The sequence below is a fragment of the Pseudomonas sp. Y39-6 genome, from assembly GCF_023651955.1.
Classification (GTDB): Bacteria; Pseudomonadota; Gammaproteobacteria; order Pseudomonadales; family Pseudomonadaceae; genus Aquipseudomonas; species Aquipseudomonas veronii.
On the sequence record NZ_CP069594.1, the window covers coordinates 5,901,148 to 5,925,601 of the forward strand.

29 protein-coding genes are annotated in these 24,454 nt (G+C 61.2%); 13 read left to right on the top strand and 16 right to left on the bottom strand.

Annotated elements, in window-relative coordinates:
* Positions 1-25: 25 nt before the first annotated feature.
* From JN756_RS26880 to JN756_RS26905, 6 genes are all read right to left on the bottom strand, one after another.
* On the bottom strand, positions 26-1,816 hold the full coding sequence (locus JN756_RS26880) for a DUF1302 domain-containing protein (protein WP_046382100.1): 1,791 nt from the start codon (positions 1,814-1,816) through the stop codon (positions 26-28).
* A gap of 483 nt (positions 1,817-2,299) precedes the next feature.
* A complete protein-coding gene (locus JN756_RS26885) occupies positions 2,300-3,211 on the bottom strand; it encodes an SDR family oxidoreductase (RefSeq protein ID WP_017847774.1) in 912 nt (303 codons plus the stop codon).
* Between the two features lie 118 nt (positions 3,212-3,329).
* Positions 3,330-4,232 (bottom strand): alpha/beta fold hydrolase, encoded by a 903-nt coding sequence (locus tag JN756_RS26890; RefSeq protein ID WP_057005282.1) that lies wholly within the window; start codon positions 4,230-4,232, stop codon positions 3,330-3,332.
* On the bottom strand, positions 4,232-5,014 hold the full coding sequence (locus JN756_RS26895) for a class II aldolase/adducin family protein (RefSeq protein WP_201021527.1): 783 nt from the start codon (positions 5,012-5,014) through the stop codon (positions 4,232-4,234). Before JN756_RS26895 ends, JN756_RS26890 begins: the two co-directional genes overlap by 1 nt.
* Before the next feature lie 149 nt (positions 5,015-5,163).
* Positions 5,164-5,850: an LrgB family protein gene (locus JN756_RS26900; protein WP_017847771.1), complete on the bottom strand. Its 687-nt coding sequence runs from the start codon at positions 5,848-5,850 to the stop codon at positions 5,164-5,166.
* Positions 5,840-6,226, bottom strand: coding sequence for a CidA/LrgA family protein (locus JN756_RS26905; protein ID WP_046488242.1), 387 nt, complete (start codon positions 6,224-6,226; stop codon positions 5,840-5,842). The genes JN756_RS26900 and JN756_RS26905 overlap by 11 nt, the downstream gene beginning before the upstream one ends.
* A 98-nt stretch (positions 6,227-6,324) precedes the next feature.
* Between JN756_RS26905 and JN756_RS26910 the strand changes: the two genes are divergently transcribed.
* Entirely contained in the window at positions 6,325-7,221 is an 897-nt protein-coding gene (locus JN756_RS26910) for a LysR family transcriptional regulator (protein ID WP_046382098.1), read from the top strand.
* Here the strand turns inward: JN756_RS26910 and JN756_RS26915 are convergent.
* The gene (locus JN756_RS26915; RefSeq protein ID WP_017847768.1) at positions 7,202-7,657 is read right to left on the bottom strand and encodes a flavodoxin; all 456 of its coding nucleotides are present in this window, start codon (positions 7,655-7,657) and stop codon (positions 7,202-7,204) included. The two genes, JN756_RS26910 and JN756_RS26915, sit on opposite strands and share 20 nt — an antisense overlap.
* A 129-nt stretch (positions 7,658-7,786) precedes the next feature.
* Between JN756_RS26915 and JN756_RS26920 the strand changes: the two genes are divergently transcribed.
* On the top strand, positions 7,787-8,254 hold the full coding sequence (locus tag JN756_RS26920; RefSeq protein ID WP_017847767.1) for a PAS domain S-box protein: 468 nt from the start codon (positions 7,787-7,789) through the stop codon (positions 8,252-8,254).
* 60 nt (positions 8,255-8,314) lie between these two features.
* Positions 8,315-8,920, top strand: a complete 606-nt coding sequence (locus JN756_RS26925) for a hypothetical protein (protein WP_017847766.1) — start codon at positions 8,315-8,317, stop codon at positions 8,918-8,920.
* 3 nt (positions 8,921-8,923) lie between these two features.
* Here the strand turns inward: JN756_RS26925 and JN756_RS26930 are convergent, their stop codons facing one another.
* A complete protein-coding gene (locus tag JN756_RS26930) occupies positions 8,924-9,883 on the bottom strand; it encodes a MerR family transcriptional regulator (RefSeq protein ID WP_108524590.1) in 960 nt (319 codons plus the stop codon).
* Between the two features lie 217 nt (positions 9,884-10,100).
* On the opposite strand from JN756_RS26930, the gene JN756_RS26935 reads away from it, so the two are divergent.
* The 6 genes from JN756_RS26935 to JN756_RS26960 are packed head-to-tail and all read left to right on the top strand — an operon-like array spanning position 10,101 to position 13,033.
* Positions 10,101-10,661 (top strand): putative antibiotic biosynthesis monooxygenase, encoded by a 561-nt coding sequence (locus JN756_RS26935; protein ID WP_046382095.1) that lies wholly within the window; start codon positions 10,101-10,103, stop codon positions 10,659-10,661.
* Between the two features lie 56 nt (positions 10,662-10,717).
* Positions 10,718-11,428, top strand: a complete 711-nt coding sequence (gene folM, locus JN756_RS26940; protein ID WP_201021528.1) for a dihydromonapterin reductase — start codon at positions 10,718-10,720, stop codon at positions 11,426-11,428.
* 20 nt (positions 11,429-11,448) lie between these two features.
* Positions 11,449-12,009 carry a GTP cyclohydrolase I FolE gene (gene folE / locus JN756_RS26945; protein ID WP_017847762.1) on the top strand — a complete coding sequence of 187 codons (561 nt, stop codon included), beginning with the start codon at positions 11,449-11,451 and terminating at the stop codon, positions 12,007-12,009.
* Between the two features lie 2 nt (positions 12,010-12,011).
* On the top strand, positions 12,012-12,383 hold the full coding sequence (gene folX / locus JN756_RS26950) for a dihydroneopterin triphosphate 2'-epimerase (protein ID WP_026140129.1): 372 nt from the start codon (positions 12,012-12,014) through the stop codon (positions 12,381-12,383).
* 22 nt (positions 12,384-12,405) lie between these two features.
* A complete protein-coding gene (locus JN756_RS26955; RefSeq protein WP_017847760.1) occupies positions 12,406-12,702 on the top strand; it encodes a DUF1244 domain-containing protein in 297 nt (98 codons plus the stop codon).
* A complete protein-coding gene (locus JN756_RS26960; RefSeq protein WP_017847759.1) occupies positions 12,695-13,033 on the top strand; it encodes a HopJ type III effector protein in 339 nt (112 codons plus the stop codon). The genes JN756_RS26955 and JN756_RS26960 overlap by 8 nt, the downstream gene beginning before the upstream one ends.
* Before the next feature lie 209 nt (positions 13,034-13,242).
* Here the strand turns inward: JN756_RS26960 and trxB are convergent, their stop codons facing one another.
* Positions 13,243-14,199 (bottom strand): thioredoxin-disulfide reductase, encoded by a 957-nt coding sequence (trxB, locus tag JN756_RS26965; RefSeq protein WP_017847758.1) that lies wholly within the window; start codon positions 14,197-14,199, stop codon positions 13,243-13,245.
* A 292-nt stretch (positions 14,200-14,491) separates the two neighbouring features.
* Here trxB and cysZ point away from each other — a divergent pair, with 292 nt between their 5' ends.
* The 4 genes from cysZ (at position 14,492) to JN756_RS26985 (ending at position 18,677) form a co-directional block, all read left to right on the top strand.
* Entirely contained in the window at positions 14,492-15,247 is a 756-nt protein-coding gene (gene cysZ, locus JN756_RS26970; RefSeq protein WP_017847757.1) for a sulfate transporter CysZ, read from the top strand.
* Between the two features lie 963 nt (positions 15,248-16,210).
* On the top strand, positions 16,211-17,389 hold the full coding sequence (locus JN756_RS26975) for a glycosyltransferase family 4 protein (protein WP_017847755.1): 1,179 nt from the start codon (positions 16,211-16,213) through the stop codon (positions 17,387-17,389).
* Between the two features lie 264 nt (positions 17,390-17,653).
* Positions 17,654-18,256, top strand: coding sequence for a chromosomal replication initiator protein DnaA (locus tag JN756_RS26980; protein ID WP_201021529.1), 603 nt, complete (start codon positions 17,654-17,656; stop codon positions 18,254-18,256).
* A gap of 241 nt (positions 18,257-18,497) precedes the next feature.
* A complete protein-coding gene (locus JN756_RS26985) occupies positions 18,498-18,677 on the top strand; it encodes a hypothetical protein (protein WP_032804636.1) in 180 nt (59 codons plus the stop codon).
* A 49-nt stretch (positions 18,678-18,726) separates the two neighbouring features.
* On the opposite strand, the gene JN756_RS26990 is transcribed toward JN756_RS26985, so the two are convergent.
* The 7 genes from JN756_RS26990 to rplU form a co-directional block, all read right to left on the bottom strand.
* Positions 18,727-19,830: an NADH:flavin oxidoreductase gene (locus tag JN756_RS26990; RefSeq protein WP_017847753.1), complete on the bottom strand. Its 1,104-nt coding sequence runs from the start codon at positions 19,828-19,830 to the stop codon at positions 18,727-18,729.
* A gap of 219 nt (positions 19,831-20,049) precedes the next feature.
* On the bottom strand, positions 20,050-20,532 hold the full coding sequence (locus JN756_RS26995) for a glutathione peroxidase (RefSeq protein WP_017847752.1): 483 nt from the start codon (positions 20,530-20,532) through the stop codon (positions 20,050-20,052).
* Between the two features lie 101 nt (positions 20,533-20,633).
* Positions 20,634-21,098, bottom strand: coding sequence for a CreA family protein (locus JN756_RS27000; protein WP_017847751.1), 465 nt, complete (start codon positions 21,096-21,098; stop codon positions 20,634-20,636).
* 16 nt (positions 21,099-21,114) lie between these two features.
* Positions 21,115-22,233, bottom strand: a complete 1,119-nt coding sequence (proB, locus tag JN756_RS27005) for a glutamate 5-kinase (protein ID WP_057005288.1) — start codon at positions 22,231-22,233, stop codon at positions 21,115-21,117.
* A 139-nt stretch (positions 22,234-22,372) separates the two neighbouring features.
* Positions 22,373-23,596, bottom strand: a complete 1,224-nt coding sequence (gene cgtA / locus JN756_RS27010; RefSeq protein WP_017847749.1) for an Obg family GTPase CgtA — start codon at positions 23,594-23,596, stop codon at positions 22,373-22,375.
* Between the two features lie 193 nt (positions 23,597-23,789).
* On the bottom strand, positions 23,790-24,065 hold the full coding sequence (rpmA, locus tag JN756_RS27015) for a 50S ribosomal protein L27 (RefSeq protein ID WP_007901871.1): 276 nt from the start codon (positions 24,063-24,065) through the stop codon (positions 23,790-23,792).
* Positions 24,066-24,099: 34 nt separating this feature from the next.
* Positions 24,100-24,414 carry a 50S ribosomal protein L21 gene (rplU, locus tag JN756_RS27020; RefSeq protein WP_017847748.1) on the bottom strand — a complete coding sequence of 105 codons (315 nt, stop codon included), beginning with the start codon at positions 24,412-24,414 and terminating at the stop codon, positions 24,100-24,102.
* Positions 24,415-24,454: the final 40 nt, after the last annotated feature.

Sequence of the window (24,454 nt, forward strand, 5' to 3'; positions counted from 1 at the left end):
GAGTCTTGTCCTTCTTTAAGCCAAATCAGAAGTTCACGCCGAAGCTGAGGGCGAGGAAGTCGCGGTCGGTCAGGGTGTTGTAGTCGCCACCAAAAAAGTCGGTGTAACTCAGGCTGGCGGTGTAGGTGTTGCGGTAGTCCGCATCGACGCCGACGCTGATCGCCTTGGCGCCCTGGTTGAACAGGCCGTTGGGGCCGTAGCCGTTGACGTCGTGGGACCAGGACAGGTTGGGCTTGAGGTTCACCCCGGCAAACACGTTGTTGTAGTCGAGGATGGCGCGGGCACGATAACCCCAGGAATTGGCCGTGACGAAACCGTCGGTGTCGCCACCGTAACCATAGGCGCCGTATACCGAGTCGCGGCCGTAGCGCAGTTTGCTTTTCGCTTCCAGCCCGCCGACGTGGACGAAGGCGGCCTCTCCCACCAGGGTCAGGCGTTCGGCCCCCAGTACCTGGTCGAAGAACTGAGTCATGGTGCTCTGGATCTGGGTGATTTCCTTGCGCCGGTAACCGGCATTGTCGGCGCCGAACGAGCTGTGGATCGGCGAGGCGGTGTTGCCGGCAATCGGGTTGATCAGGGCCAGGGTCAGGTCGGTGGTGTTGAGTTGCACCGGCGCATTCGGGCGGTAGCTGATTTCCCCGGTCCAGGCCGTGCCGGTGGGCAGGGTGGTGGAGAAGCTGGCGCCGTACAGGCGAATGTCTTCCGGGTAATCGAGATAGTACTGGCCACGGCCGAGCATGGTGCTCTGGGCCAGGGCCGAGCCGGTGCCTGGCGCAATGGCGTTGGCGGTGTTGACGATGCGCCCGATGGTGGCCAGGTTGGTGTTGGCGGTGAGGGTGCCGACGGTCGGCGTGCGGCTGTGGTAGTTCATGAAGTACAGGCCGTACTCGGTGTCGTCGCCCAGCCAGCGCAAGGCCGCGCCGAATTGGCCGCCATCGCGGGCATCACGGTCCTTGGCGCGCTGCACCACGACGCCTTCACGCGTGACCTCAAAGCCCTGGCCGAACGCTGCGGCCACCGGTTGCAACGGCGCAATCGCCGGGCTGCCGACCGTGTAGTTACCGTTGCAACCGTGGGCCGCCACGTCGCCACCAAAGAACGTGCCGCAGTTATCCAGCACGGTGTTTTCCCAGTTCAACTGGTAGAAGCCTTCTACCGTCAGTTGGTTGGTCAGGCTCTGGGAGGCGAACAGCATATTGACCGGTATCAGCCCTTCCTTGATCTCGGCGCCGGGGCGGCGGAAGGCCGATACGTCGATGGGGTTGATGCTGTTGATGGAGTTACCGATAAACGTACTCTCGCCCCAACTCACCACCTGCTTGCCGACGCGCACGTTGCCCGGCAGGTCGGCGATGGAATAGTTGTGATAGACGAACGCATCCAGCAGCTCGTAACCGGAGGAGCGCGCACCTTCGTCGCGATGGTGATTGCTGATCTGCTTGAACTCGCGGTCTTCGTCCTGCAGTTCGAAGTCGTACCAGTACTTGCCGCGCACGAACACGCCGCTGTCGCCGTACTTGAGTTCCAGGTCGTGGATGCCTTTGAAGATCTTGGAGAAGGTCTCGCCCTTCTTGAAGTTCAGTCGCCCGTCATCCCCGGTGGAAGCCTGCCCCGTGCCGCCATTGGACACGCCCACCAGTTTCTTGTCGGCATCGCGCATGCCCCAGCTGGCGCCGACCGACAGCGAGGAATCGAATTGCCCTTCGATCTCGCCGATGTTGAACGAAACAGCCTGTGCCTGGGCACAGCATCCCAACGCAACCGCGGCGGCCAGCGCCTGCGGCGTGAAGATGGCGCGCATTGTTGTTTTTGTCATGCGTCTTCCCCGGTGAGTGACAGAAGGCCCCACCCTACTGCCGCCCTTCGGGAGCGATAAGCGCACCAAGGAGGTATTCGTGTTGTCGCCCGAAAGGATTAACGCCGCTCTGGCGCGGCTCTGCGCGGGGGCATGCGCCCCATGGATGGCGGGTTATCAGGCCGGTGGATGGCGCCAGGGGGTGACTGTTGTCATATCCGTAACAGTCCTTGTCCTGAAGCGCTATTACTCATTTTGTTACAACCCTCTATTCTTGCCTGGCTTTCAGGGCAAACGGCCCGCTCCCACCTTCGGGAGAACAGCTGAAATTCGACGGATTGGCTACTGTATTCAATCTGTTACCGGTGTTCACTGACGTTGAGTCTGTCGCTCCTTGATCCAACGTCTTACTTCGGCCGCTGCTTTGCAGCGGCCTTTTTTATGCCTGAAAAAAAGCGGGGCGCCGTCAGCGCCCCGCAGTATTGAAGGTGTATCCGGCAATGATCAGAGGCTGAACTTCTGCAAATTGGCCATCATCTCCTTCAAAGCCTCGATAGTGTCCTTGGGATGCACCGCGCCTTCGAAGTCACAGATCTGTTGCCAGTGCGCGGCCACGTCGTCCGGCGAGAACCCGGCTTCCGGGTCGAAGCCCACACCCAGGCTGCGTTCCCAGCGGGTCTTGCCGATCCAGCCGCCGCCCACTTCGAACAAGCCTGAGGTTTCCTGGCACGCCTCGCTGCCCAGGTACACCACCAGCGGGCTGACCAGTTCCGGCTTGAGGCGCTCGAACACCTGCGGCGGGATCAGGCCTTCGGTCATGCGCGTGCCGCCGGTGGGGGCGATGGCGTTGACCAGGATGTTGTTCTTGCGCCCTTCCAGCGCCAGGGTGCGGGTCAAGCCATACAGGCCGAGCTTGGCCATGCCGTAGTTGGACTGCCCGAAATTGCCGTAGATGCCCGACGTGGACGCAGTAAAAATCACCCGCCCATAGCTTTGTTCACGCAGATGCGGCCAGGCGGCGCGGGTAACTTTGTAGGCACCTTCGACATGCACCCGGTAAACCAGGTCCCAGTCGCTGTCGTCCATTTTGTGGAAGGTCTTGTCGCGCAGGATACCGGCGTTGTTCACCACCACGTCGATACGGCCGAAGGCATCCAGGGCGTTCTGTACGATTTTCTCGCCGTCGGTGACGGAATCATGGTTGGCTTCGGCGATACCGCCGGCTTCGCGGATTTGTGCGACCACACGGTCGGCCGCCGACGCATTGGCGCCCTCGCCCTGGGTGGAACCGCCGAGATCGTTGACCAGCACTTTGGCCCCGTGCCTGGCGAACAGCAGCGCATGGGCCCGGCCCAACCCGCCGCCGGCACCGGTGACGATCACGACCTTATCCTGGAACTGCACTGACTCACTCATACCGAACTCCAATGGCGACGATGGGAATGGCTCGAGTGTCAGGCACGGCGCCTGCGGTCACAATAAATACGGCCACGGCTGAATGGTGCGCGATAAGGCAGCAGGATGATCGCCTGTTTCAGGAATAGGCCATGCGCGGCGGCGCGTGCGCGATCTGCTGTCGAAACTCCAGGTAATGCTTGAGCACCTGCACCGGCGCTTCGATCTGCGGGTAGTGGCCGATATTGGCCAGCAATACCGTGTCGGCGTGGGGCACCAACTGGCGGTAACGCTCGACCATGTGCGCGCCGGAAATCGGGTCGAACTCGCCGTCGATCACCCGCAGCGGCACGTCGCCACGTTGCAGGGCGCCCACCCAACGCTCACGCAGGCGACGGCGCTGGGGAATGTAGTTGATCAGTTTATGCAGGATGCGCGGCCCGTCATTACAGTCGATCAAGCTCCAGAAATCATCGAGGGCGCTCTCACTGGGGCGGGTCTGTGCGCCGAAGATCTGGCTGAAGCTGTCGGACAGGGCATTGCGCCCAAACGTGCGACCGATCATCCAGCCCAAGGGGCTGAGCAGCAGTTTCTGCACCAGGGCCAGGCGATGGGTTTCGGGGAACAACCCGCCATTGAGGAACACGCAACTGGCCATCTGGAAGCGGCCTTCGTGATGCCGCGCCAATAACTCCTGGGCGACGCTGTCCCCGTAATCATGGGCCAGCACATGCACCGGTTGTCGCACATGCAGGTGGTCGAGCAGCGCCTGTTGCAGATCCGCCTGTTCCAACAGGCAATAGTCGTGATCCAGCGGCTTGGCCGAATCGCCAAACCCGAGCATGTCGCAGGCGATCACCAGGTTGCGCTGGGCCAGGGGCTGCCACAGGTAATGCCAGTCCCAACTGGCGGTCGGGAAGCCATGGATCAGCAGCAGCGGCTCACCCTGCCCGGCCACCCAATAGCGAATGGTGTGGCCACGAAAAACAAAACTCTGGCCGCACTTGCGCCAGGCTCTGAGCGGAATTTCGGCGAGAGGCATCAACTTTTATACCCTGGATCTTGCAGGTCCAATTTACGCAGCAGCGCCGGCCAGGCCAGCGCGCCCCCCATACCTTGGGCGCTCTTTGTGACAGCCGCCACCATCGCCCTGGCCCCGGCGAGAATCTGCGGGTCGATGGCGATCAATTCAGCCCCGCCGTTGCGCGCAAGCACTTGGATATCACAGGCGCGCTGAAAGGTGAACATCATCAAGAAGGTGTCGGCGATGGTCGCGCCGCAGGTCAGCAGGCCATGGTTGTGCAGCATCAGGAAATTGTTGTCGCCGAGGTCGGCCTGCAAACGGGCTTTTTCCTCGTGGTTCAGCGCCACGCCTTCGTATGCGTGATAGGCCAGGCTGGACAACACAAACAAGGACTGCTGGCTGATCGGCAGTACGCCCTGCTTCTGCGCAGACACCGCAACCCCCGCCGCCGTATGGGTATGCAGCACGCACTCCACGTCGTGGCGCACTTCGTGGATCGCGCTGTGGATGGTGTAGCCGGCCGGGTTGATGTCGTAGGGGCTGTCCATCCGTTTGTTGCCGGCCTGGTCGACCTTGATCAGGCTCGACGCCGTGATCTCGTGAAACATCATCCCATAGGGGTTGATCAGGAAATCATCGGTGCCCGGCACCTTGGCCGAGATATGCGTGAAAATCAGATCATCCCAGTCGTGCAGGGCGACCAGGCGATAGCACGCAGCCAGATCGACGCGCGTCTGCCATTCGGCGGCGCTGACCTGATCTTTGACACTCTGTGGCGATACAACGGGGGCTAGGCTCACGGCAACGACCTCCTTGACGCACTTTCTTATTATTTTTTAAGTGAAGGGTCAGTGTAGTCAGACGTCGTGGCGCAGGTAGTTGCCTTCGCAGCCAGCTTGATGGCCGCACGAGTCAGCCATGAGAATAGTTTAAATCTGTCCAAGTCGCGTCAGAGAAGTGCCGCCAACAAAGGCGCGGCAAACAGGTTGAGCAGCCCCGTCAACACCATCATCAGGCCTGCGACAGAGCCCTCTTCGCCCCCCACTTCATGGGCCCGGCTCACGCCCGCGCCGTGCGCGCCCACCCCAAACAATGCCCCGCGTGCCAAAGGCGTGCGCAGCGGCAGCCACTTGAGCAGCACACCCCCGAGCATGGCGCCGAACACGCCGGTGAACATCACGAACACCGCCGTCAGTTCCGGCACGCCGCCGAGGTCAGAAGACATCGGCATGGCAAACGGTGTGGTGATCGAACGCGGCACCAGCGACATCGTCACCGCACTGTCCAGCGCCAGCGCCTTGGCCAGGCCGAACGAGGTGCCGATGGACGCCGCGCTGCCGGCCAGCATCCCCAGCAGCAAGGCCGACCAATACCGCGCCAGCAAACGTCGCTGCTGCCAGATCGGCACCGCGAACGCCACCGTCACTGGGCCCAGCACCAGCATCAGCCAATGGGTGTCGCTGGCGTATTCGGCATAGGCGGTGTGCATCGGCACGGCCACCGCGAGCAGCAGCGCGGGCACCAGGATCAGCGGCGACAACAGGTAGCGCCCGGTCCGACGGTAGATCCAGCGACTGAAGAAATACGCGCCCAGGGTCAGGGCAAGCCAGAACACTGGCATCAGTTCAAGCTTCATGGCGCAGCTTCCAGCGACACACCAGTTCCACGGTGAAGGCCGTCACCAGCATGACCGCCAGGGTGCTGAAGCCGATCACCAGCAGAATCCGCCAACCGTCATTGCGCACCAGGCCACCGTAGTCCAGCAGGCTCATCAAGGCCGGAATAAAGAACAACAACATTTCCGCCATCAACACGCCCGCCCCCAGTTGCAGGGCCGCCGGCTTGACCAGGCCGGTGGCGAAAGCCGCCAGCAACAGGCCCAGGCCCATCACCCCACCGGGGATGGGCCACGCCAACCAGGCCACCAGTTGCGTACCGAGCAGGTAGATGGCCAGCAGCACGACCAATTCAGTCAGCAGACGGCCGACGTGTTTGAAGCTTAAACGTTTCATGGGCTTTGGGTCCTCGTAGGCCTCCATTTTAGAGAGACCGCTTCCATCCCCACAGCGAATTGTTAGACTGCCAACTATTCCAAACTGGAATCGTACCCATGGAATTCAAACAGCTGCGCAGTTTTGTCGAAGTCATCCACCGCGGCGGTTTTACCCAGGCCGGGAAAACCCTGCACATCAGCCAGTCCGCCGTGAGCAAACAGGTCGCACAGCTGGAACACAGCCTGGGCACGCCGTTGCTCGACCGCATCGGCTCGCAGATCCGCCTGACTGCCGCCGGCCAGGTTGTGCTGCAACGCGCCGAAGCCATGCTGCGCCTGCAGAATGAGTTGCTCAGCGAGCTGGACGACATGCAGCACCTGACCCGTGGCGAGTTGCGCCTGGGCTTGCCGCAGTTGGGCGGCGATACGCTGTTTGCCGACTTGTTCGCCGAGTACCGCCGGCGCTATCCGAACGTCACCATCCAGTTGCTGGAGGGCGGCAGCCGCAGTATCGAGCAGGCGATTTTGAGCGGCGAGCTGGAAGTGGGCGGCAGCTTGAAACCCAGCGACCCGGCATTCGCCTGGCAAGACTTCTGCGATGAACCGCTGGATGCCTTGCTGCCGATGAACCACCCCTTGGCACAGAACGCCCAGGTGCGCCTGGAAGAATTGGCAGACACACCGTTCCTGATGTATCAGCGCAGCTTTGTCTTGAACGACCGCTTGACGCAGGCGTGTCAGCGAGTGGGCTTTACGCCGAAGGAAGGAGGCCGCAGCGGCCAGGCGGATTTTCTCGCCGCCCTGGTCGCGGCCGGTCAAGGCGTGGTGCTGTTGCCCAGCGTGGTCGCTCGCGGGCTGGTGCGGCCCGGGGTGGTGCGCCTCACGCTGAAGGCGCCCGACTTCCTGCGCTGGGACATCGCGTTTGTCTGGCGTGAGGGCGCCTATCTGTCGAAAGCCGCCCAGGCCTGGCTGGCGTTGTTGCGGGAGTTCCCGGTCAGCCGCGCAGGGCAGTGATCAACTCGGCCAGCCAGGGCTCGGCGTCGGTTTCCGGGGTGACGCTTTCGCTGGCGTCCAGGCGCAGCATCGGCTGCACTTCGCGCACGCCCAACTCACTGAACAGCTCACGCATGTGCTCGCCGCCGGCGCAGAAGGTATCGCCATAGCTGGCGTCGCCCAGGCCGATGACCGCGCCCGGCAGACCGCGCCAGGCTGCGGGCAACTGGTCGCGAATGCTCGAATACAGCGGTTGCAGGTTGTCCGGCAGTTCGCCCATGCCGGTGGTGGACGTCACCGCCAGCAACGCCTGCGGGGCAAAGGCCAACACGTCCGCCAGGGTCGCGCGCGGGTTGTGCCAGGCCTCGAAGCCGGCCGATGTAAGGATGCCGGCAGCGTGGCGGGCGACTTCTTCAGCCGTGCCGTACACCGAGCCGGAAAGAATGGCGACTCTCATCAATACTGATCCTGTCATTGAGCGAAAGCCTGGGATATTACCAGCTGGGGCAAATATTTCGGCGCGTGCCGTGCAACATTCAAGACTTGCCATAAACTGGCAGTTCAAGCACACGCCAGGGACCGCGCAATGATTAACGCCAAGCTGCTGCAAATGGTCGTCAACGCTTCCAACGACGGGATTGTCGTGGCCGAGCGGGAAGGCCGGGACAAACCGCTGATCTACGTCAACCCGGCATTCGAGCGCCTGACCGGTTACACCCTGGACGACGTCCTGTATCAGGACTGCCGCTTCCTGCAGTCCGGCGACCGTGATCAACCGGCGCTGATGGCCATTCGCGAAGCACTGGACAGCGGCGGCGCCTGCCGGGAAATCCTGCGCAACTATCGCAAGGACGGCAGCCACTTCTGGAACGAGCTGTCGCTTTCAACGGTGTACAACCATGCCGACAAGCAGACCTATTTCGTCGGCGTGCAAAAGGACGTGACCTTGCAGGTCAAGGCCCAGCAGCGCGTCGCGCAATTGGAGGCGGAGTTGGCGCAGGTCAAGGCCGAGCTGGCAGCGATCAAGGCGACGAGCGGATCTAACAAAACTTAGAAAATGATGTCTTTAGAGCGGATAATGGCGTTTTAACACTCTCCCCCTTGAGCAAGATCAATGCAACGCGACGCGCTTCTGACTCAGGACGAGTTGGATTTCATTCAGGACATGCAGCACAACCCCCAACTCAACCTGCGGGATGCATCGTCGAGCCTGACCGTCAACGGCGCTGCGCAGCTTCGCGATTTGCTCACTCGGCTGGCCGCCCACGATCACGTCACCCTCCAGGCGCAATTCGACAACCAGCAACTCACCTTCCCGCTGCAGTTGGTGGAAGACGAGTTTCATGCTGTGCATTTACGCCTGGGCGTACCGAGCATTTTTGAAGACGGGCCGATGATTCGTCCGTGGCGCCTGGCTCTTGAAACGCCAGTGGCGCTGGAAAATGTCAGGGGCAACCCGAGTGCGCTGTGGGTGCATGAGGTTTCGTTCAAGGGTGTGCTGGTGGAGATCCGTGGCCGGATCAAGACGCCGAAGACCTTTGCCCTGTGGTTCAGCCCTTCCGGCTATGAACGCATTGCGCTACGCGGCACGCTGGAGCGAGAAACCGCACGGGGACTGTTTGCCTATCGCCTGGGCCAGAACAACCCGGATGAGACCGAGCGCCTGCGCCAATTCATCCTGCACCAGCACCGCCTGGTACATCCGCAGATGCACGCCTGATCTTCAGGTATCCAGGTTACCGCTGAGAAATTGCTGCAAGCGCCGTTGCATCAAGCGTCCTTCATTGCCCAGGCAGCCAACGGCGGAGCCCGTCAGATCGGCCTGGGCCAAGTCCGACGCGGCACCGGCAAGAAACAGCGGGCAATCGAGGGTCAACGCCAGGCGGTTCAAACGCCCGGCCAACGCTTGGGTGTGTGAGTAATTGGAGAAGAGGACCAGCGCCTCGGGTTGCGTCTTTTCACACACCAGCGTCAATTCATCGAAAGGCTGCCCCATCCCCAGCACCTTCACGGCCAGATCGTCTCGACCGATCAACAGCCCCGCCACCAGCAATTCCAATTTACGGCACTCGCCGGGAATGGCCGCGAGCAACACCCGTGGCGCCGCCGACGCACACGCCAGTTGCAAACGCTGCAACACCCGCACCCGCAGGAAGTTGTCGAAGAACAGCCATTCACTGGCTTGGCCGAAGCGCCCCTGATGACGCAACAGGTCGTTCCAAAGAGGCATCAGGATGTCCTGGAACGCGACGTTGAGCGGGTAGGTGGCGATCACCTGGTTGTACAGTTGCTCCAGTTGACGATCATCGAACGCGCCCACGGCCAGCACCAGGCGCGCCTGCCATTGCGGCCATTCGCCTAGCTCGACCGTGTCGTGCTCGACACGCACGGCGGCGGCCTGCTGATCGTCACGCGCAAGGATCTTGCCCACTTTGCTCACGGCCACGCCACGCTCGATCCAATCGACAATGCGATGAACCGTTTGAATATCGGCCCTGGAGTACAGACGATGCCCGCTTTCGGTGCGCGTGGGTTGAATCAGGCCGTAACGCCGCTCCCAGGCACGCAGGGTGACCGGGTTGATGCCCGTCAATCTCGACACGTCACGAATCGGAAACAACTCATCGGAATCGGCAGGGCTGGGGGCGATGGATTCGCGAATAGGAGCAATGATTTCGGGCATCAGAGGTCATGAACGTCCGTTTGAAAGTGAGTCCCATTTAACGCCTTTACCGCGATGTATATCAAGGTGTGTACCTAATGGACCAATGCTGCTGGTGTATTTCTGCAAAACAGGAATAATCCTTGCTTACCGATAAAGCGTCGCTGCAACACCCCCGCAGCGTCGTCTGTGTGCCACCTACCCGGTTCAGCGCACCCGTTCTATTTGGAGATACACAATGTCTACCTCACCCGTCACCCTGATGGTTGCGCGCCGCGTGGCCAAGGGCCGCTACGAAGAGTTGATGGCCTGGCTGCGCGAAGGCGAGCGACTGGCCACTGACTTCCCCGGCTACCTGGGCTCCGGCGTCCTCGCACCACCGCCCCTTGATGATGAATTTCAGATTATTTTCCGCTTCGCCGACGAAAAAACCCTGCATGCCTGGGAATTTTCCGCGTCACGCAGCGCGTGGCTGAGCCGGGGCAGCGAGCTGTTTGCCGACCCGTCCGAGCATCGCGTGCGTGGCATCGATGGCTGGTTCGGGGCTGCGGGTACACGGCCGCCGCGCTGGAAACAGGCGGTGGCGATCTGGCTGGCGTTTTTCCCGGTGTCGTTGCTGTTCAACTTCGGCCTGGGGCCATTGCTCGGCGGGCTGGACCTGTTCAGCCGCGTGCTGGTCAGCACCTTGGCGCTCACTCCGCTGATGGTCTACTTGTTCATTCCACTCTCGACCCACCTGCTGGCCAACTGGTTGCACCCTTCGCCGCCACGCGCCAAGGCCAGCGAAGCCGCGGCGTGAGTACAGGGGGGCTCGTCACTGGTATGATTTGACCCTGCCAGCGACTCGAGCCTCCCATGACTGCAACGAACGCCCCGATCCTGATCACCGGCGCCGGCCAGCGCGTCGGCCTGCATTGTGCCGAACGCCTGCTCGACGAGGGCCACTCGGTGCTTTTCAGCTACCGCAGCGAACGCCCCGGCGTGCAGGCGCTACGCGAGCGTGGCGCGATCGGCGTGTTTGCCGACTTCTCCAGCGAAGCCGGGATTCTTGCGTTTATCGCCGAGTTGAAGCGTCATACCCAACGCCTGCGCGCGATCATCCACAACGCTTCGGCCTGGATCGCGGAAACCCCAGGCGACGAAAGCCGTGCCTTTACCGACATGTTCAGCGTACACATGCTTGCGCCGTACCTGATCAACCTGCATTGTTCACCCTTGCTGCATCGCTCTTCACCCGCCGACATCGTGCATATCAGCGATGATGTGGTGCGCAAGGGCAGCCGCCAGCACATCGCCTACTGCGCCACCAAGGCCGGGCTCGACAGCCTCACGCTGTCGTTTGCCGCGCAGTTTGCGCCGCTGATCAAAGTCAACGGCATCGCCCCGGCGATGGTGATGTTCAACGAAGGCGACGACGCGGCCTACCGTACCCAGGTACTGGCCAAGTCGGCACTGGGCATCGAGCCCGGGCCCGAGGTGATTTACCAGAGCGTGCGTTACCTGCTGGACAACCCCTACGTCACCGGTACCACCCTGACCGTCAACGGTGGGCGGCATATCAAGTAAGCCGTTTGTGAGGATGTTGTATGACCTTATCCCTGCCCCACCACTATCGCGAGATCCTTAAAGGCCTGGGTGAAGACCCGGAACGCGAAGGCCTGCTCGACACCCCCAAGCGTGCCGCCAAAGCCATGCAATACCTGTGTCATGGCTACGAGCAAAACCTCGAAGAGATCGTCAACGGTGCGCTGTTCGCCTCCGACAATGACGAGATGGTGATCCTCAAGGACATCGAACTGTACTCGCTCTGCGAGCACCACCTGCTGCCCTTTATCGGCAAGGCTCATGTGGCCTATATTCCGACCGGCAGGGTGCTGGGCCTGTCGAAGCTGGCGCGCATCGTCGACATGTTCGCGCGGCGCCTGCAGATCCAGGAAAACCTCACGCGGCAAATCGCCGACGCCATCCAGGACGTGACCCAGGCCTCCGGCGTGGCGGTGGTGATCGAAGCCAAGCACATGTGCATGATGATGCGCGGCGTGGAAAAACAGAATTCAACCATGAACACCTCGGTGATGCTCGGCGCGTTCCGCGAGTCGAACACCACGCGCATGGAGTTCCTGCAACTGATTGGACGGAGCAAGTAGCAATGCCACAACTTCAACCAGGCATGGCGCGCATCCGGGTCAAGGACCTGTGCCTGCGCACCTATATCGGCATCAACGAGGATGAAATCCTCAACAAGCAGGATGTGCTGATCAACCTGACCATCCTGTATGCCGCCCAGGACGCCGTGCGCGACAACGATATCGACCACGCGTTGAATTACCGCACCATCACCAAGGCGATCATCGCCCACGTCGAAGGCAACCGCTTCGCCCTGCTGGAGCGCCTGACCCAGGAACTGCTGGACCTGGTGATGAGCAACGAGTCGGTGCTGTATGCCGAAGTCGAAGTGGACAAGCCCCACGCGCTGCGCTTTGCCGAATCGGTTTCGATTACCCTGGCGGCCAGCCGCTAACCCCTGGATTTACGTGAGCCCTATGACCGATCAACAACGCCTCGAACTCGAAGCCGCCGCCTTTCGGCGGCTGGTCGCACACCTGGACAGCCGCAAGGATGTGCAGAATATCGACCTGATGAACCTCGCCGGCTTCTGCCGCAACTGCCTGTCCAAGTGGTACAAGGCCGAGGCCGACGAGCGCCAGATCGCGCTGAGCCTCGATGACGCCCGTGAAGTGGTGTACGGCATGCCGTATGCCGAGTGGAAAGCCCAATACCAGCAAGAAGCCAGCGCCGAACAACAGGCGGCGTTCGCCAAAGGAAAACCCCATGACTGACCTGAATACCCTGCGCGCCAGCCTCGACAGCGGCGAACATCTCTTCGCCGACACCTTGGCCTTCGTTGCCGCCGGTTACGACTACCAGCCGCAAGCCTTCACCAACGGCACCGTGGAAAACGCCGCCGGGCAGAACGAAGGTTCGTGCAAGACCCTGGGCCTGGCCTTGCTGGAAGGGTTGAGCGACCAGCACGCCTTGTTGGCGTTTGGCGAGCATTACCGTTCGGTGGTCGCCACGCCTGAGGGCAGTGACCATGGCAATATTCGGGCGTTGATCGCGCATGGGTTGGCGGGTGTGAAGTTTGACCAGCAACCACTGACTCGCCGCTGATCCAACGTGCAAACCCGATTTAATGTGGGAGCTGGCTTGCCTGCGATGGCGACGGTAAATCCTGCATAGACGTTGGCTGACACACCGCTATCGCAGGCAAGCCAGCTCCCACAGTGATTGGATTACCAAATTGAGATAGCGATGGATCATCAAATCCCGCGCAAAAAAAACCGGCTTTCGCCGGTTTTTTCATTTCAGCGGGTTCAGACCTAAGCGTTCTGCAAACCGTCGAGGTAACGCTCGGCATCCAGGGCCGCCATGCAACCGGCGCCGGCCGAGGTGATGGCCTGGCGGTACACGTGGTCAGCCACGTCACCGGCGGCGAAGATGCCTTCGATGTTGGTCGCCGTGGCATTGCCTTCGCGACCGCCCTGCACCACCAGGTAACCGTCTTTGGCGTCCAGCACGCCTTCGAACAACGAAGTGTTCGGCGTGTGGCCGATGGCGATGAACACGCCGTCGACTGTCAGCTCGTCGAAGCTGCCGTCGTTGTTTTTCAGGCGCGCACCGGTCACGCCCATGTTGTCGCCGAGGACTTCATCCAGGGTGGCGTTGAGCTTGAGGATGATCTTGCCTTCAGCGACACGCGCGTGCAGCTTGTCGATCAGGATCTTCTCGGCGCGGAAGGTTTCGCGACGGTGAATCAGGGTCACGGTGCTGGCGATGTTGGCCAGGTACAGCGCCTCTTCCACGGCCGTGTTGCCACCGCCGACCACGGCGACCGGCTTGTTGCGGTAGAAGAAACCGTCGCACGTCGCGCAGGCGGACACGCCCTTGCCCATGAACGCTTCTTCCGACGGCAGGCCCAGGTAACGGGCGCTGGCGCCGGTCGCGATGATCAGCGCGTCACAGGTGTAGACGCCGCTGTCGCCGGTCAGGCTGTAAGGCTTTTTCGAGAAGTCGACCTGGTTGATGTGGTCAAACACGATCTCGGTTTCGAAGCGCTCGGCGTGCTCTTTCATACGCTCCATCAGCACCGGGCCGGTCAGACCGTGGACGTCGCCCGGCCAGTTGTCGACTTCAGTGGTGGTGGTCAACTGACCGCCCGCCTGCATGCCGGTGATCAGCAGTGGCTTGAGGTTGGCTCGGGCAGCGTAGACGGCAGCGCTGTAACCGGCAGGGCCGGAACCGAGAATAATCACTCGCGAATGACGGGTATCAGACATGACTCGCTCCTGTCGACCGCCCGGACAACAAGGCGGCTGGAATAAAAAAGGACCGCGAAGCACTTGGGGAAGGCTTGAACTCGCAGATCCTGAAAATAATGGGTGCAGCGTATAGAGGGGGGCAAGATTAAGGAAATACGGAATAACAATCCAGCTCATAGGCAGTATCTATGCAGCAGGCCCAGTTGATCGACGCGTTTGTTTCTGCTGATGTCCTGGCATTGCGCGTGCTTTCGTCCTGAAGGCAAAGCCGGTAAGGTCGGCGCGTTCGTCATTCTGCTCGGAGTTCTCCATGCCCGCCCCTGTTCTTTCCGGTCCGCAATACCTGCGTGAAGGCCTCAAACTGGTGTTGAGCCCCGGCCTGCGCCTGTTTGTGCTGCTGCCGCTGGCGATCAACCTGGTGCTGTTCGTCGGCCTGATCTATTTCGCCGGCCATCAGTTCAGCCTGTGGGTCGACGCGTTGATGCCGACGCTGCCCGGCTGGCTGAGTTTCCTCAGCTATATCCTGTGGCCGCTGTTCGTGGTGCTGGTGGTGTTGATGGTGTTTTTCACCTTCACCATGCTCGCCAATGTCATCGCTGCGCCGTTCAACGGTTTTCTCGCGGAGAAAGTTGAAGTGGTGGTGCGTGGCACCGACGATTTCCCGCCGTTCAGTTGGGCCGAGCTGGTGGCGATGGTCCCGCGCACCCTGGCGCGGGAGATGCGCAAGCTGGGCTACTTCCTGCCGCGGGCCATCGGCCTGTTTATCCTGTCGTTCATTCCGGTGGTCAACCTGATCGCCGCGCCGTTGTGGCTGCTGTTCGGCGTGTGGATGATGGCGATTCAATACATCGACTACCCGGCCGACAACCACAAGCTGGGCTGGAACGAAATGCTCGCCTGGCTGCGCCAGAAACGCTGGCAGAGCATGAGCTTCGGCGGCAGCGTCTACCTGGTGCTGCTGGTGCCGGTGGTCAACCTGCTGATGATGCCGGCGGCGGTGGCCGGGGCGACGTTGTTCTGGGTGCGCGAGCAAGGTGCCGAGACGGCGTTGAACACACCGCGATAACGGTACGCTGGCCGGTCGACCGTTGCCGGAACTGATTGTTTTTTGAGGCCACACAACCTGAGCCGACCTTGGGGCAACCGAGGTCGGCAACCAAACCCGTGACAACAGGAGCCTCACAATGATCAGCACGCTTCCCAACCTGCCAACAAACACAGGACTCAGGATCGACCCGCCTCCCAGCGGGCCACCCCGCACCCCACCCAGCGTCCCGCCATCAAAACCAGGACCCAGGTTCGGGCCAATGCTTCCCGACTTTCCATTCAGGGACCAGAATACAAAACCACCAGGCCTGCCCGGCCCGCTTCCCGACTTTCCATCCAGGGACCAGAATCCAAAACCACCAGGCAGGCCCGGCCCGCTTCCCGACGTTCCATCCAGGGACCAGAATCCAAAACCACCAGGCAGGCCCGGCCCGCTTCCCGACTTTCCATCCAGGGACCAGAATACAAAACCACCAGGCATGCCCGGCCCGCGTCCCGACTTTCCATTCAGGGACCAGAATACAAAACCACCAGGCCTGCCCGGCCCGCTTCCCGACTATCCATCCAGGGACCAGAATACAAAACCACCAGGCAGGCCCGGCCCGCTTCCCGACTTTCCATTCAGGGACCAGAATACAAAACCACCAGGCCTGCCCGGCCCGCTTCCCGACTTTCAATCCAGGGACCAGAATACAAAACCAACAGACAGTAGCTCGATCAGCGTGCCCCCAAACGCGAACGGGACTCTGAACCCTGGCGACCGTGAATTCGGCCCGCAAAATAAAGTGCTCGGTGTGCAAGATACGAGCTATGTCACGCCGTCTAAAATCACCTTCTGAGCCCCCCAGGCCAGCGATCTGCACAGAGCCGAAGGGCTCTGTGCTTAAAGGATTGGCGCATTGCCGCCTGCCGCCAATGCCCGTCATAAATCCATCATCTGTATGACACATCGGCGACACAGCCCACAGCGACACTGTGGGTCATGACGACAGCTTCGCTTCACATCACTCTGATTACCGAAACCTTCCCGCCAGAGATCAACGGGGTGGCCAATACATTGGGTCGCCTGTGCGAGGGTTTGCGCGCGCGCGGCCATCAGGTCGAACTGGTGCGCCCGCGCCAAGGCATTGACCAAAGCCGCCCCAGCGACAACGAATTGCTGCTGTGCCGCGGTTGGCCGCTGCCCGGCTATCCAGGCCTGCAATGGGGCCAGTCGTCGATGCACAAGCTGCTGCGCCGCTGGACACGCCAACGCCCGGACGTGCTGTATATCGCCACAGAAGGACCGCTCGGGTTGTCGGCACTACGTGCAGCGCGTCGCTTGGGGATCAGCGTGGTCAGCGGTTTTCACACCAATTTCCAGCAGTACTCGAACCAGTACGGCCTGAGCATGTTGAGCCGCGTGGTCACGCACTACCTGCGCTGGTTTCATAACCGCTCGACCTTGACCCTGGTACCCAGCGCCAGCCAACGCCTGGAGCTGGAGCGCCGCCACTTCGAACGCCTGGGGATGTTGTCGCGCGGGGTCGACAGCCAGTTGTTCCACCCGGCCAAGCGCGATAACGCCTTGCGCGAAAGCTGGGGCCTGGGCAATGACGATATTGCAGTGCTGCACGTCGGGCGCCTGGCGCAGGAAAAGAACCTGGGCATGCTCAAGCGCTGCTTCGATGCCTTGCGCAGTACTTATCCACAGCGTCGCCTGCAACTGATCGTGGTCGGCGACGGACCGCAACGCGCGCTGCTCGAGCACGACCTGCCGCACGCCATATTCTGCGGCACCCAGCGCGGCGAAGAACTGGCGCGACACTACGCCTCGGGAGACCTGTTCCTGTTTCCCAGCCTGACCGAAACCTTCGGCAACGTGGTGTTGGAAGCCATGGCCTCCGGGCTCGCGGTGGTGGCATATGACCAGGCGGCCGCGACCCAGCATATCCGCCACGGTTACAACGGCGTGCTGGCGATGCCCGGCGATGAGGAAGCGTTCTGCGACGCGGCCAATTGGCTGCTGGAAGATCGCGAGCATTTGCGCAGGGCCCGCCTCAATGCGCGCCATCATGCCAGTCACCAGGGCTGGCCGGCGATCATCGAGCAGTTCGAGAACCAGTTACGCGATGTGTGCGCAGAACCGTTGGCTGCTCCAACGCAGCCTTATGTTCGTTGAACGATCTGCGAATAACGTCAGTTAGTTCGCCTTCCCTCCAGCCTTCCCCCTGAATAACGGCTTCAACATTAGGATTTTTTACCTGAAGCCATCGGAGTCGGCGCGCCACAACAGGATATTTCCGGAACGTCGCGCGATTTATCGCCACCTACATGACACCTGCCAAGGAAGAGGTGTCTGTCTCTGGACGCACTCAAAAAAGGCAGGTCATTCATGATGACACATTAATTAGAGAGCACTATGTCGACACTGATAAATGGATCAATGGCGCTGCGATTCCAACCGTTCAACACGCCCACTCAAGGGCCGACAGACACCTGCCCATCCAACAGCGCCCAGAACGATCACGGACGACCGTCACACCCACAACCCTATAACGCGAACCACGGCTGGAACCGCCCGCAGCCGGCACGTCCGGGCAACCAGTGGCAACGCCCGCAACCGTCGCGCCCTGGAAACGATTGGCAGCCGCCACAGAACGACTGGCAGCGCCCGCCACAGAACGGCGGCTATCGCCCGCAACCCACGCGCCCTGGAAACAACTGGCAGCCGCCGCAGAATGACTGGCAGCGCCCGCCACAGAACGGCGGCTATCGCCCGCAACCCACACACCCTGGAAACAACTGGCAGCCGCCGCAGAATGACTGGCAGCGTCCGCCGCACAACGACGGCTATCGCCCGCAACCCACACGCCCGGAAAACAACTGGCAGCCGCCGCAGAATCAATGGGAACGTCCGCACAACGGCGGCGGCTATCGCCCACAGTTCACTGACCGCCCGTCAACGCATGACGGTCAAGCATCCTACGCCACCACGCAATATGCAGCGGTCCATTCCGAACCGGCGGAAGATGCCTACTACGGTTAATCCGGATAGGCCAACAACAAGACAATAGGCCTTGAAAAACCCAACGCGCTGAAAACCGGCGGGAGGCCGGGCGCTGTCTACCCGGCCTCCCGCCCGAGCTAGCGGACCGTGTTGCACACCGATTGCCATAGGTTGCGCAAGGTTTACTCGATATTTCCCCCTGGAACGGCGAACGGTGGATGACCAATCATTGATACCTGCTGCTAACGCAGGTCCCTTAGATCAATGGAGACCCTGAGATATGGCAATTTACGGAATGGGAGTGCGCAATGGCATCAACATGCCAACCGCAGAGTGGACGCGTCAGCAACAATGGCTGGATCAGTCTCGAGCAGCACCGCCCACTTATGACCAGGCTGCGCGCCAAGACGGGCACAAGACCGATCACCGCCAGGAGCTGCGCAAGTCAGTAGAGTATTGACCGCTCCAACTGAACAGCTCCCGGTGGCAACCACCGGGAGCCCGGCCCGTTACACCAGGGTCGTCAACGCCTCACGACTGAACGGCAAGATGTCGCCCTCGCGGTGTTCGCGGACCTTCACCGCCCAATCCGGGTCCACCAGCAGGGCACGGCCGACGGCGACCAGATCAAACTCATCGTTGTTCAAACGCTCCAGCAGCTTCTCCAGGCTGGCCGGTTGCGCAACCTTGTCAGTGTTGACCATAAACTGCAGGAACTCGCCATCCAGGCCGACGCTGCCGACAGTGATGGTCGGCTTGCCGGTGAGCTGGCGGGTCCAGCCGGCCAGGTTGAGGTTGGAACCTTCGAACTCCGGCTCCCAGAAGCGCCGGGTGGAGCAGTGGAAAATATCCACGCCGGCGTCGGACAGCGGCTTGAGAAACTCGCCCAAAGCCTCGGGGGTTTGCACCAGGCGCGCGGTGTAGTCCTGCTGCTTCCACTGGGAAAAACGCAGGATGATCGGAAAATCCGGGCCGACGGCGGCACGGATGGCCTGGATCAGTTCGATGGCAAAGCGCGAACGGTTGGCCAGGCTGCCGCCGTATTCGTCGCTGCGCTGGTTGCTGCCTTCCCAGAAGAACTGGTCCACCAGGTAACCATGGGCGCCGTGGATCTCCACGCCGTCCATGCCGATGCGCTGGGCGTCCCTGGCCGCCTGGGCGAAGGCGGCAATCACGTCCTTGATGTCCTGATGGGTCATGCCGTGGACAACCACGTTGCCATCCTTGAGTTTTTCCATCGGTCCGTAGGCCGGTACGCTGGCATCCGGCTCGGTACCGATGCGGCGCACGCTGCCCACATGCCACAACTGCGGGACGATCTTGCCGCCTTCGGCATGCACGGCATCGACCACTTTCTTCCAGCCCGCCAGCGCCGCTTCACCATAGAAGTGCGGGACATTGGGATAGCCGTTGGACGCCGGGTGATCGACCACGGTGCCTTCGGTGATGATCAGGCCCACACCCGCCGCGGCGCGGCGGCGGTAGTACTCGATGACTTTGGAATTGGGGACACCGCCCGGGGAAAACGAACGGGTCATCGGCGCCATTACCACACGACTCGACAGTTGCAGCGTTCCGAGGTGGAACGGTTTGAACAAGGCTTGGACAGGCATGGCAACACTCCACGAAAGACGGTTTTTATGATGCCGATAATATGGCGCGTGCAGCGTGCTGAGTAGCACTATTGATCAGGGTGATTAAGGCTTAGAAATGCCGGACACCTGTAGGAGCGAGCTGGCTCGCGAAAATCGTCAACGATAACGCGTTCATACTGGATCAACGCGGTGCGCCTGGATTTTTCGCGAGCACGCTCACGCCTACAGGTCAGGGGATCAGCTCAGGGCTTTTTCGATGGCCTGGACGACGGCCGGATCATCCGGTGCCGTTCGCGGCGAGAAACGCGCAAGCACCCGCCCGTCTTTGCCCAGCAGGAATTTCTCGAAGTTCCAGGTGATGTCCCCAGGAAACTCGGCGCCCTCGCCCGCCAACAAGCGGTACAACTGGTGACGCTCAGGGCCGTTCACATCGAGTTTGCTGCCCAGCGGAAAGCTCACCCCGTAATTGAGGCTGCAGAATTCCTGGATGTCTTTCTCGGTCCCCGGTTCCTGGCCCGCAAACTGGTTGCAGGGCAGGCCGAGTACGGTAAACCCCTGGTCCTTGTACTGCTGATAGAGGTTTTCCAACGCCGCGTATTGCGGGGTCAAGCCACATTTGGAGGCCACGTTGACCACCAGCACAACTTTGCCCTTGAAGGGCGCCAGTGGCAGCTCTTGTCCGTCCAACGCTTTGAGTTTCAGGTCGTGGAAAGCACTCATGACGAACTCCAGATATCCCATGTTCTTTGCATTGCGGCTCTTCGAGATTACAACCCGCAAGCCTGCAATCATAGACGCCGATTACAAAACTCGCCTGCGGATCACTGCGCGGTCGGCCACGGCAAAATCGGAATCGCGGTAACGGCGTTCTGCGGGCTGCCTTCGATCAGGCGGTCGCTGTAGACCAGGTACACCAGGGTATTGCGCTTCTTGTCGAGGAAGCGCACCACCTGCATGGTCTTGAACACCAGCGACGTGCGTTCCTTGAACACTTCGTCGCCATCCTTGAGTTCTCCCTTGAAGCGGATCGGCCCGACCTGGCGGCAGGCAATCGACGCCTCGGAGCGGTCTTCGGCCAGGCCCAGGCCGCCTTTGACGCCGCCGGTCTTGGCGCGGGACAGGTAGCAGGTCACGCCATCGACCTTGGGGTCATCGAAGGCTTCGACCACGATCCGGTCGTTGGGGCCGACAAACTTGAACACCGTCGACACCTGGCCGATCTCTTCGGCCGACGCCAGCAACGGCATGGCCAACAGCAGGCCGAGCAATCCCTTCATCACACGCATCGTGTATTCCTTTCGTTTAAACCAGAATCAGGTTGTCGCGGTGGACCAGTTCCGGTTCCGCCATGTAACCCAACAGACCGACAATCGCCTCAGACGACTGCCCGATGATTTTCTGCGCTTCCAGCGCGCTATAGTTGGCCAGGCCGCGGGCGATCTCACGACCGTCCGGCGCCACGCACACCACCATCTCGCCACGGCGGAAGCTGCCCTGCACCAACTTGACGCCCACCGGCAGCAGGCTCTTGTGACCCAGGGACAACGCCGCCACGGCACCATCGTCGAGTACCAGGGTGCCGCGGGTCTGTAAATGCCCGGCCAGCCACTGCTTGCGCGCGGCCAGCATGCCGCGTTCCGGCGACAGCAGCGTACCGATGCGCTCACCGGCCTTGAGGCGGTCGAGCACGCGCTCCAGGCGCCCGCCGACGATGATCGTGTGGGCTCCCGAACGCGCCGCCAGGCGCGCCGCACGCAGCTTGGTCTGCATGCCGCCACGGCCCAGCGCGCCGCCGACGCTGCCGGCCACGGCGTCCAGCGCCGGGTCATCGGCGCGGGCTTCGTAGATCAATTTGGCGTCGGGGTTGGTGCGCGGGTCGGCGTCGAACATACCGTCACGGTCGGTGAGGATCACCAACAGGTCGGCTTCCACCAGGTTGGCCACCAGAGCGGCCAGGGTGTCGTTGTCGCCGAAACGGATTTCGTCGGTGACCACCGTGTCGTTTTCGTTGATCACCGGGATCGCCTTGAGCTCCACCAGCGCGCGCAACGTACTGCGGGCGTTGAGGTAGCGCTTGCGGTCGGACAGGTCGTCGTGGGTCAGCAGGATCTGCGCGGTGTGAAGGCCGTGCTCGGCGAAGCTGGATTCCCAGGCTTGCACCAGGCCCATCTGACCGATGGCGGCAGCGGCTTGCAGTTCATGCATCGCGCTGGGTCGCGCGGTCCAGCCGAGGCGGCTCATCCCGGCGGCAACCGCTCCGGACGAGACCAGCACCAACTCGACGCCGGCCTCATGCAAGGCCACCATCTGCTCGACCCACACGCTCATGGCTGCGCGATCCAGCCCTTTGCCATCCGCCGTCAGCAACGCACTTCCGATCTTTACGACCCAGCGCTGCGCACCTGTCACTTTGCTCCGCATCATCTTCAACCTTAGTTAGAGGGCGGGACGCGACCCAGCGCCGCCCATAACGTTATTCGTGACTACATTCGTGACTGCAGGTATCCCCAGATACCAAAACGCCGCTCGAGTGAGCGGCGCTTAAGTTTACTGCAACGAATCAGTCGCGCACGTAAATGATTTCCGGACCGTCTTCATCATCCACGTCTTCTTCGTCCCAATCATCGTCGCCGATGTCATGGACCGACTTCACGCCGCTGCGGCGCAAGGCACGCTGGTCGTCCAGGGCTTGCAGCTGGGCGCGGGCTTCGTCTTCGATGCGCTGGTCGAGCTCGGCGAGTTCGGCCTTGAACACCGGGTCGGCCGCCAGGCGGTCGGCGCGGTCTTCCAGGTAACGCATGATGTCGCGGGTCAGGCGTTCGGTGCCTTCTTTGGCGATGGCCGAGATCACGTAGACCGGACCGGTCCACTCCAGGCGATCGACGATTTCCTTGACGCGCTCCTCGTGCTCTTCCTCGAGGATCTGGTCGCACTTGTTCAGCACCAGCCAGCGATCACGCTCAGCCAGGGACGGGCTGAACTTGGTCAGTTCGTTGACGATCACTTCGGCGGCGTCCGGTGCGCTGGTGTCATCCAGCGGCGCCATGTCGACGAGGTGCAGCAGCAAACGGGTACGCGACAAGTGCTTGAGGAAACGGATACCCAGGCCCGCACCTTCGGAAGCCCCTTCGATCAGGCCGGGAATGTCGGCGATCACGAAGCTTTTCCAACGGTCGACGCTGACCACGCCCAGGTTTGGCACCAGGGTGGTGAACGGGTAGTCGGCGACTTTCGGCTTGGCGGCCGAGACCGAGCGGATGAAGGTACTTTTGCCGGCGTTCGGCAGGCCCAACAGGCCCACGTCGGCCAGTACTTTCATTTCCAGTTTGAGGTCACGCTGCTCGCCCGGCTTGCCTGGCGTGGTCTGGCGTGGCGCACGGTTGGTACTGGACTTGAAACGGGTGTTACCCAGACCGTGCCAGCCGCCCTGCACAACCATCAGCTTCTGGCCGGCCTTGGTCAGGTCGCCGATCACTTCCTGGGTCGCGGAGTCGATGATCGTGGTGCCGACCGGTACGCGCAGCACCATGTCTTCACCTTTTTTACCGGTGCAATCGGTGCTGCCGCCGTTGGAACCACGCTCGGCATCGAAGTGCCGGGTGTAACGGTAGTCCACCAGGGTGTTGAGGTTTTCGTCGGCCATCATGTAGATGGAACCGCCGTCACCGCCGTCACCGCCGTTGGGGCCACCGTTTTCGATGAATTTTTCGCGACGGAAACTCATGCAACCGTTACCGCCGTCGCCTGCTTTTACTCGGATGGAAACTTCATCAACGAACTTCATAACAAAACGCCTCTCGCCGCACGGACGAGCTTAAGAAACCAAGACATAAGACTCTTGCAAAAATGAGCGCAGCGACCTCAATCAACGACCGCAAATCCAGCGCTTGAGCTCATTACAAACAGCTTTGCAAGAGACTCACTCCACAAACGAAAAAGCCCCGTCGCGAGACAGGGCTTTTCCAGCAACTACGTAATTATGCCGCGACGACGTCAGTCTTCGGGACGATGCTCACGTAACGGCGACCGAAGGCGCCTTTTACTTCGAACTTGATCACGCCGTCGATTTTAGCGAACAGAGTGTGATCTTTACCCATGCCAACACCGTAACCGGCGTGGAATTGGGTGCCGCGCTGACGCACGATGATGTTGCCCGGAATGATAACCTGGCCGCCATACATCTTCACGCCAAGGCGTTTGGCTTCTGAGTCGCGACCGTTACGGGTACTACCACCAGCTTTTTTGTGTGCCATGAGTCAATTCTCCTAGTGAGGAATTAGGCTGAAATTAAGCCTGAATACCGGTGATTTTGATCTCGGTGTACCACTGGCGGTGGCCCATACGCTTCATGTGGTGCTTACGACGACGGAACTTGATGATGCGGACTTTATCGTGACGACCTTGGGAGATCACTTCAGCCACAACGGTAGCGCCAGCAACAACTGGAGCGCCAATGTTCACGTCATCGCCATTGGCGACCAACAGAACGCGATCAAAAGTCACGGAGTCGCCGGTAGCGAGTTCCAGTTTTTCGATCTTCAGGTATTCACCTGGGGCGACCTTGTATTGCTTGCCACCAGTAACAATTACTGCGTACGACATGGTATTTCTCCGATAATCCTGCTCACCCAGCGCTTTATAA

Excerpts from the sequence above, each read along its gene's own strand:
- cysZ (WP_017847757.1), top strand. The coding sequence starts at position 14,492 with ATGCCCGCCCCTGTTCTTTCCGGTCCGCAATACCTGCGTGAAGGCCTC.
- cgtA (WP_017847749.1), bottom strand. The coding sequence starts at position 23,596 with ATGAAGTTCGTTGATGAAGTTTCCATCCGAGTAAAAGCAGGCGACGGC.
- JN756_RS27000 (WP_017847751.1), bottom strand. The coding sequence starts at position 21,098 with ATGCGTGTGATGAAGGGATTGCTCGGCCTGCTGTTGGCCATGCCGTTG.
- rpmA (WP_007901871.1), bottom strand. The coding sequence starts at position 24,065 with ATGGCACACAAAAAAGCTGGTGGTAGTACCCGTAACGGTCGCGACTCA.
- JN756_RS26960 (WP_017847759.1), top strand. The coding sequence starts at position 12,695 with ATGACTGACCTGAATACCCTGCGCGCCAGCCTCGACAGCGGCGAACAT.
- JN756_RS26930 (WP_108524590.1), bottom strand. The coding sequence starts at position 9,883 with ATGCCCGAAATCATTGCTCCTATTCGCGAATCCATCGCCCCCAGCCCT.
- JN756_RS26975 (WP_017847755.1), top strand. The coding sequence starts at position 16,211 with ATGACGACAGCTTCGCTTCACATCACTCTGATTACCGAAACCTTCCCG.
- folE (WP_017847762.1), top strand. The coding sequence starts at position 11,449 with ATGACCTTATCCCTGCCCCACCACTATCGCGAGATCCTTAAAGGCCTG.
- folX (WP_026140129.1), top strand. The coding sequence starts at position 12,012 with ATGCCACAACTTCAACCAGGCATGGCGCGCATCCGGGTCAAGGACCTG.
- folM (WP_201021528.1), top strand. The coding sequence starts at position 10,718 with ATGACTGCAACGAACGCCCCGATCCTGATCACCGGCGCCGGCCAGCGC.
- JN756_RS26980 (WP_201021529.1), top strand. The coding sequence starts at position 17,654 with ATGGCGCTGCGATTCCAACCGTTCAACACGCCCACTCAAGGGCCGACA.
- JN756_RS26880 (WP_046382100.1), bottom strand. The coding sequence starts at position 1,816 with ATGACAAAAACAACAATGCGCGCCATCTTCACGCCGCAGGCGCTGGCC.
- JN756_RS26995 (WP_017847752.1), bottom strand. The coding sequence starts at position 20,532 with ATGAGTGCTTTCCACGACCTGAAACTCAAAGCGTTGGACGGACAAGAG.
- JN756_RS26905 (WP_046488242.1), bottom strand. The coding sequence starts at position 6,226 with ATGAAACGTTTAAGCTTCAAACACGTCGGCCGTCTGCTGACTGAATTG.
- JN756_RS26935 (WP_046382095.1), top strand. The coding sequence starts at position 10,101 with ATGTCTACCTCACCCGTCACCCTGATGGTTGCGCGCCGCGTGGCCAAG.
- JN756_RS26985 (WP_032804636.1), top strand. The coding sequence starts at position 18,498 with ATGGCAATTTACGGAATGGGAGTGCGCAATGGCATCAACATGCCAACC.
- JN756_RS26990 (WP_017847753.1), bottom strand. The coding sequence starts at position 19,830 with ATGCCTGTCCAAGCCTTGTTCAAACCGTTCCACCTCGGAACGCTGCAA.
- JN756_RS26925 (WP_017847766.1), top strand. The coding sequence starts at position 8,315 with ATGCAACGCGACGCGCTTCTGACTCAGGACGAGTTGGATTTCATTCAG.
- JN756_RS26900 (WP_017847771.1), bottom strand. The coding sequence starts at position 5,850 with ATGAAGCTTGAACTGATGCCAGTGTTCTGGCTTGCCCTGACCCTGGGC.
- JN756_RS26920 (WP_017847767.1), top strand. The coding sequence starts at position 7,787 with ATGATTAACGCCAAGCTGCTGCAAATGGTCGTCAACGCTTCCAACGAC.
- JN756_RS26885 (WP_017847774.1), bottom strand. The coding sequence starts at position 3,211 with ATGAGTGAGTCAGTGCAGTTCCAGGATAAGGTCGTGATCGTCACCGGT.
- JN756_RS26890 (WP_057005282.1), bottom strand. The coding sequence starts at position 4,232 with ATGCCTCTCGCCGAAATTCCGCTCAGAGCCTGGCGCAAGTGCGGCCAG.
- trxB (WP_017847758.1), bottom strand. The coding sequence starts at position 14,199 with ATGTCTGATACCCGTCATTCGCGAGTGATTATTCTCGGTTCCGGCCCT.
- proB (WP_057005288.1), bottom strand. The coding sequence starts at position 22,233 with ATGCGGAGCAAAGTGACAGGTGCGCAGCGCTGGGTCGTAAAGATCGGA.
- JN756_RS26910 (WP_046382098.1), top strand. The coding sequence starts at position 6,325 with ATGGAATTCAAACAGCTGCGCAGTTTTGTCGAAGTCATCCACCGCGGC.
- JN756_RS26955 (WP_017847760.1), top strand. The coding sequence starts at position 12,406 with ATGACCGATCAACAACGCCTCGAACTCGAAGCCGCCGCCTTTCGGCGG.
- JN756_RS26915 (WP_017847768.1), bottom strand. The coding sequence starts at position 7,657 with ATGAGAGTCGCCATTCTTTCCGGCTCGGTGTACGGCACGGCTGAAGAA.
- rplU (WP_017847748.1), bottom strand. The coding sequence starts at position 24,414 with ATGTCGTACGCAGTAATTGTTACTGGTGGCAAGCAATACAAGGTCGCC.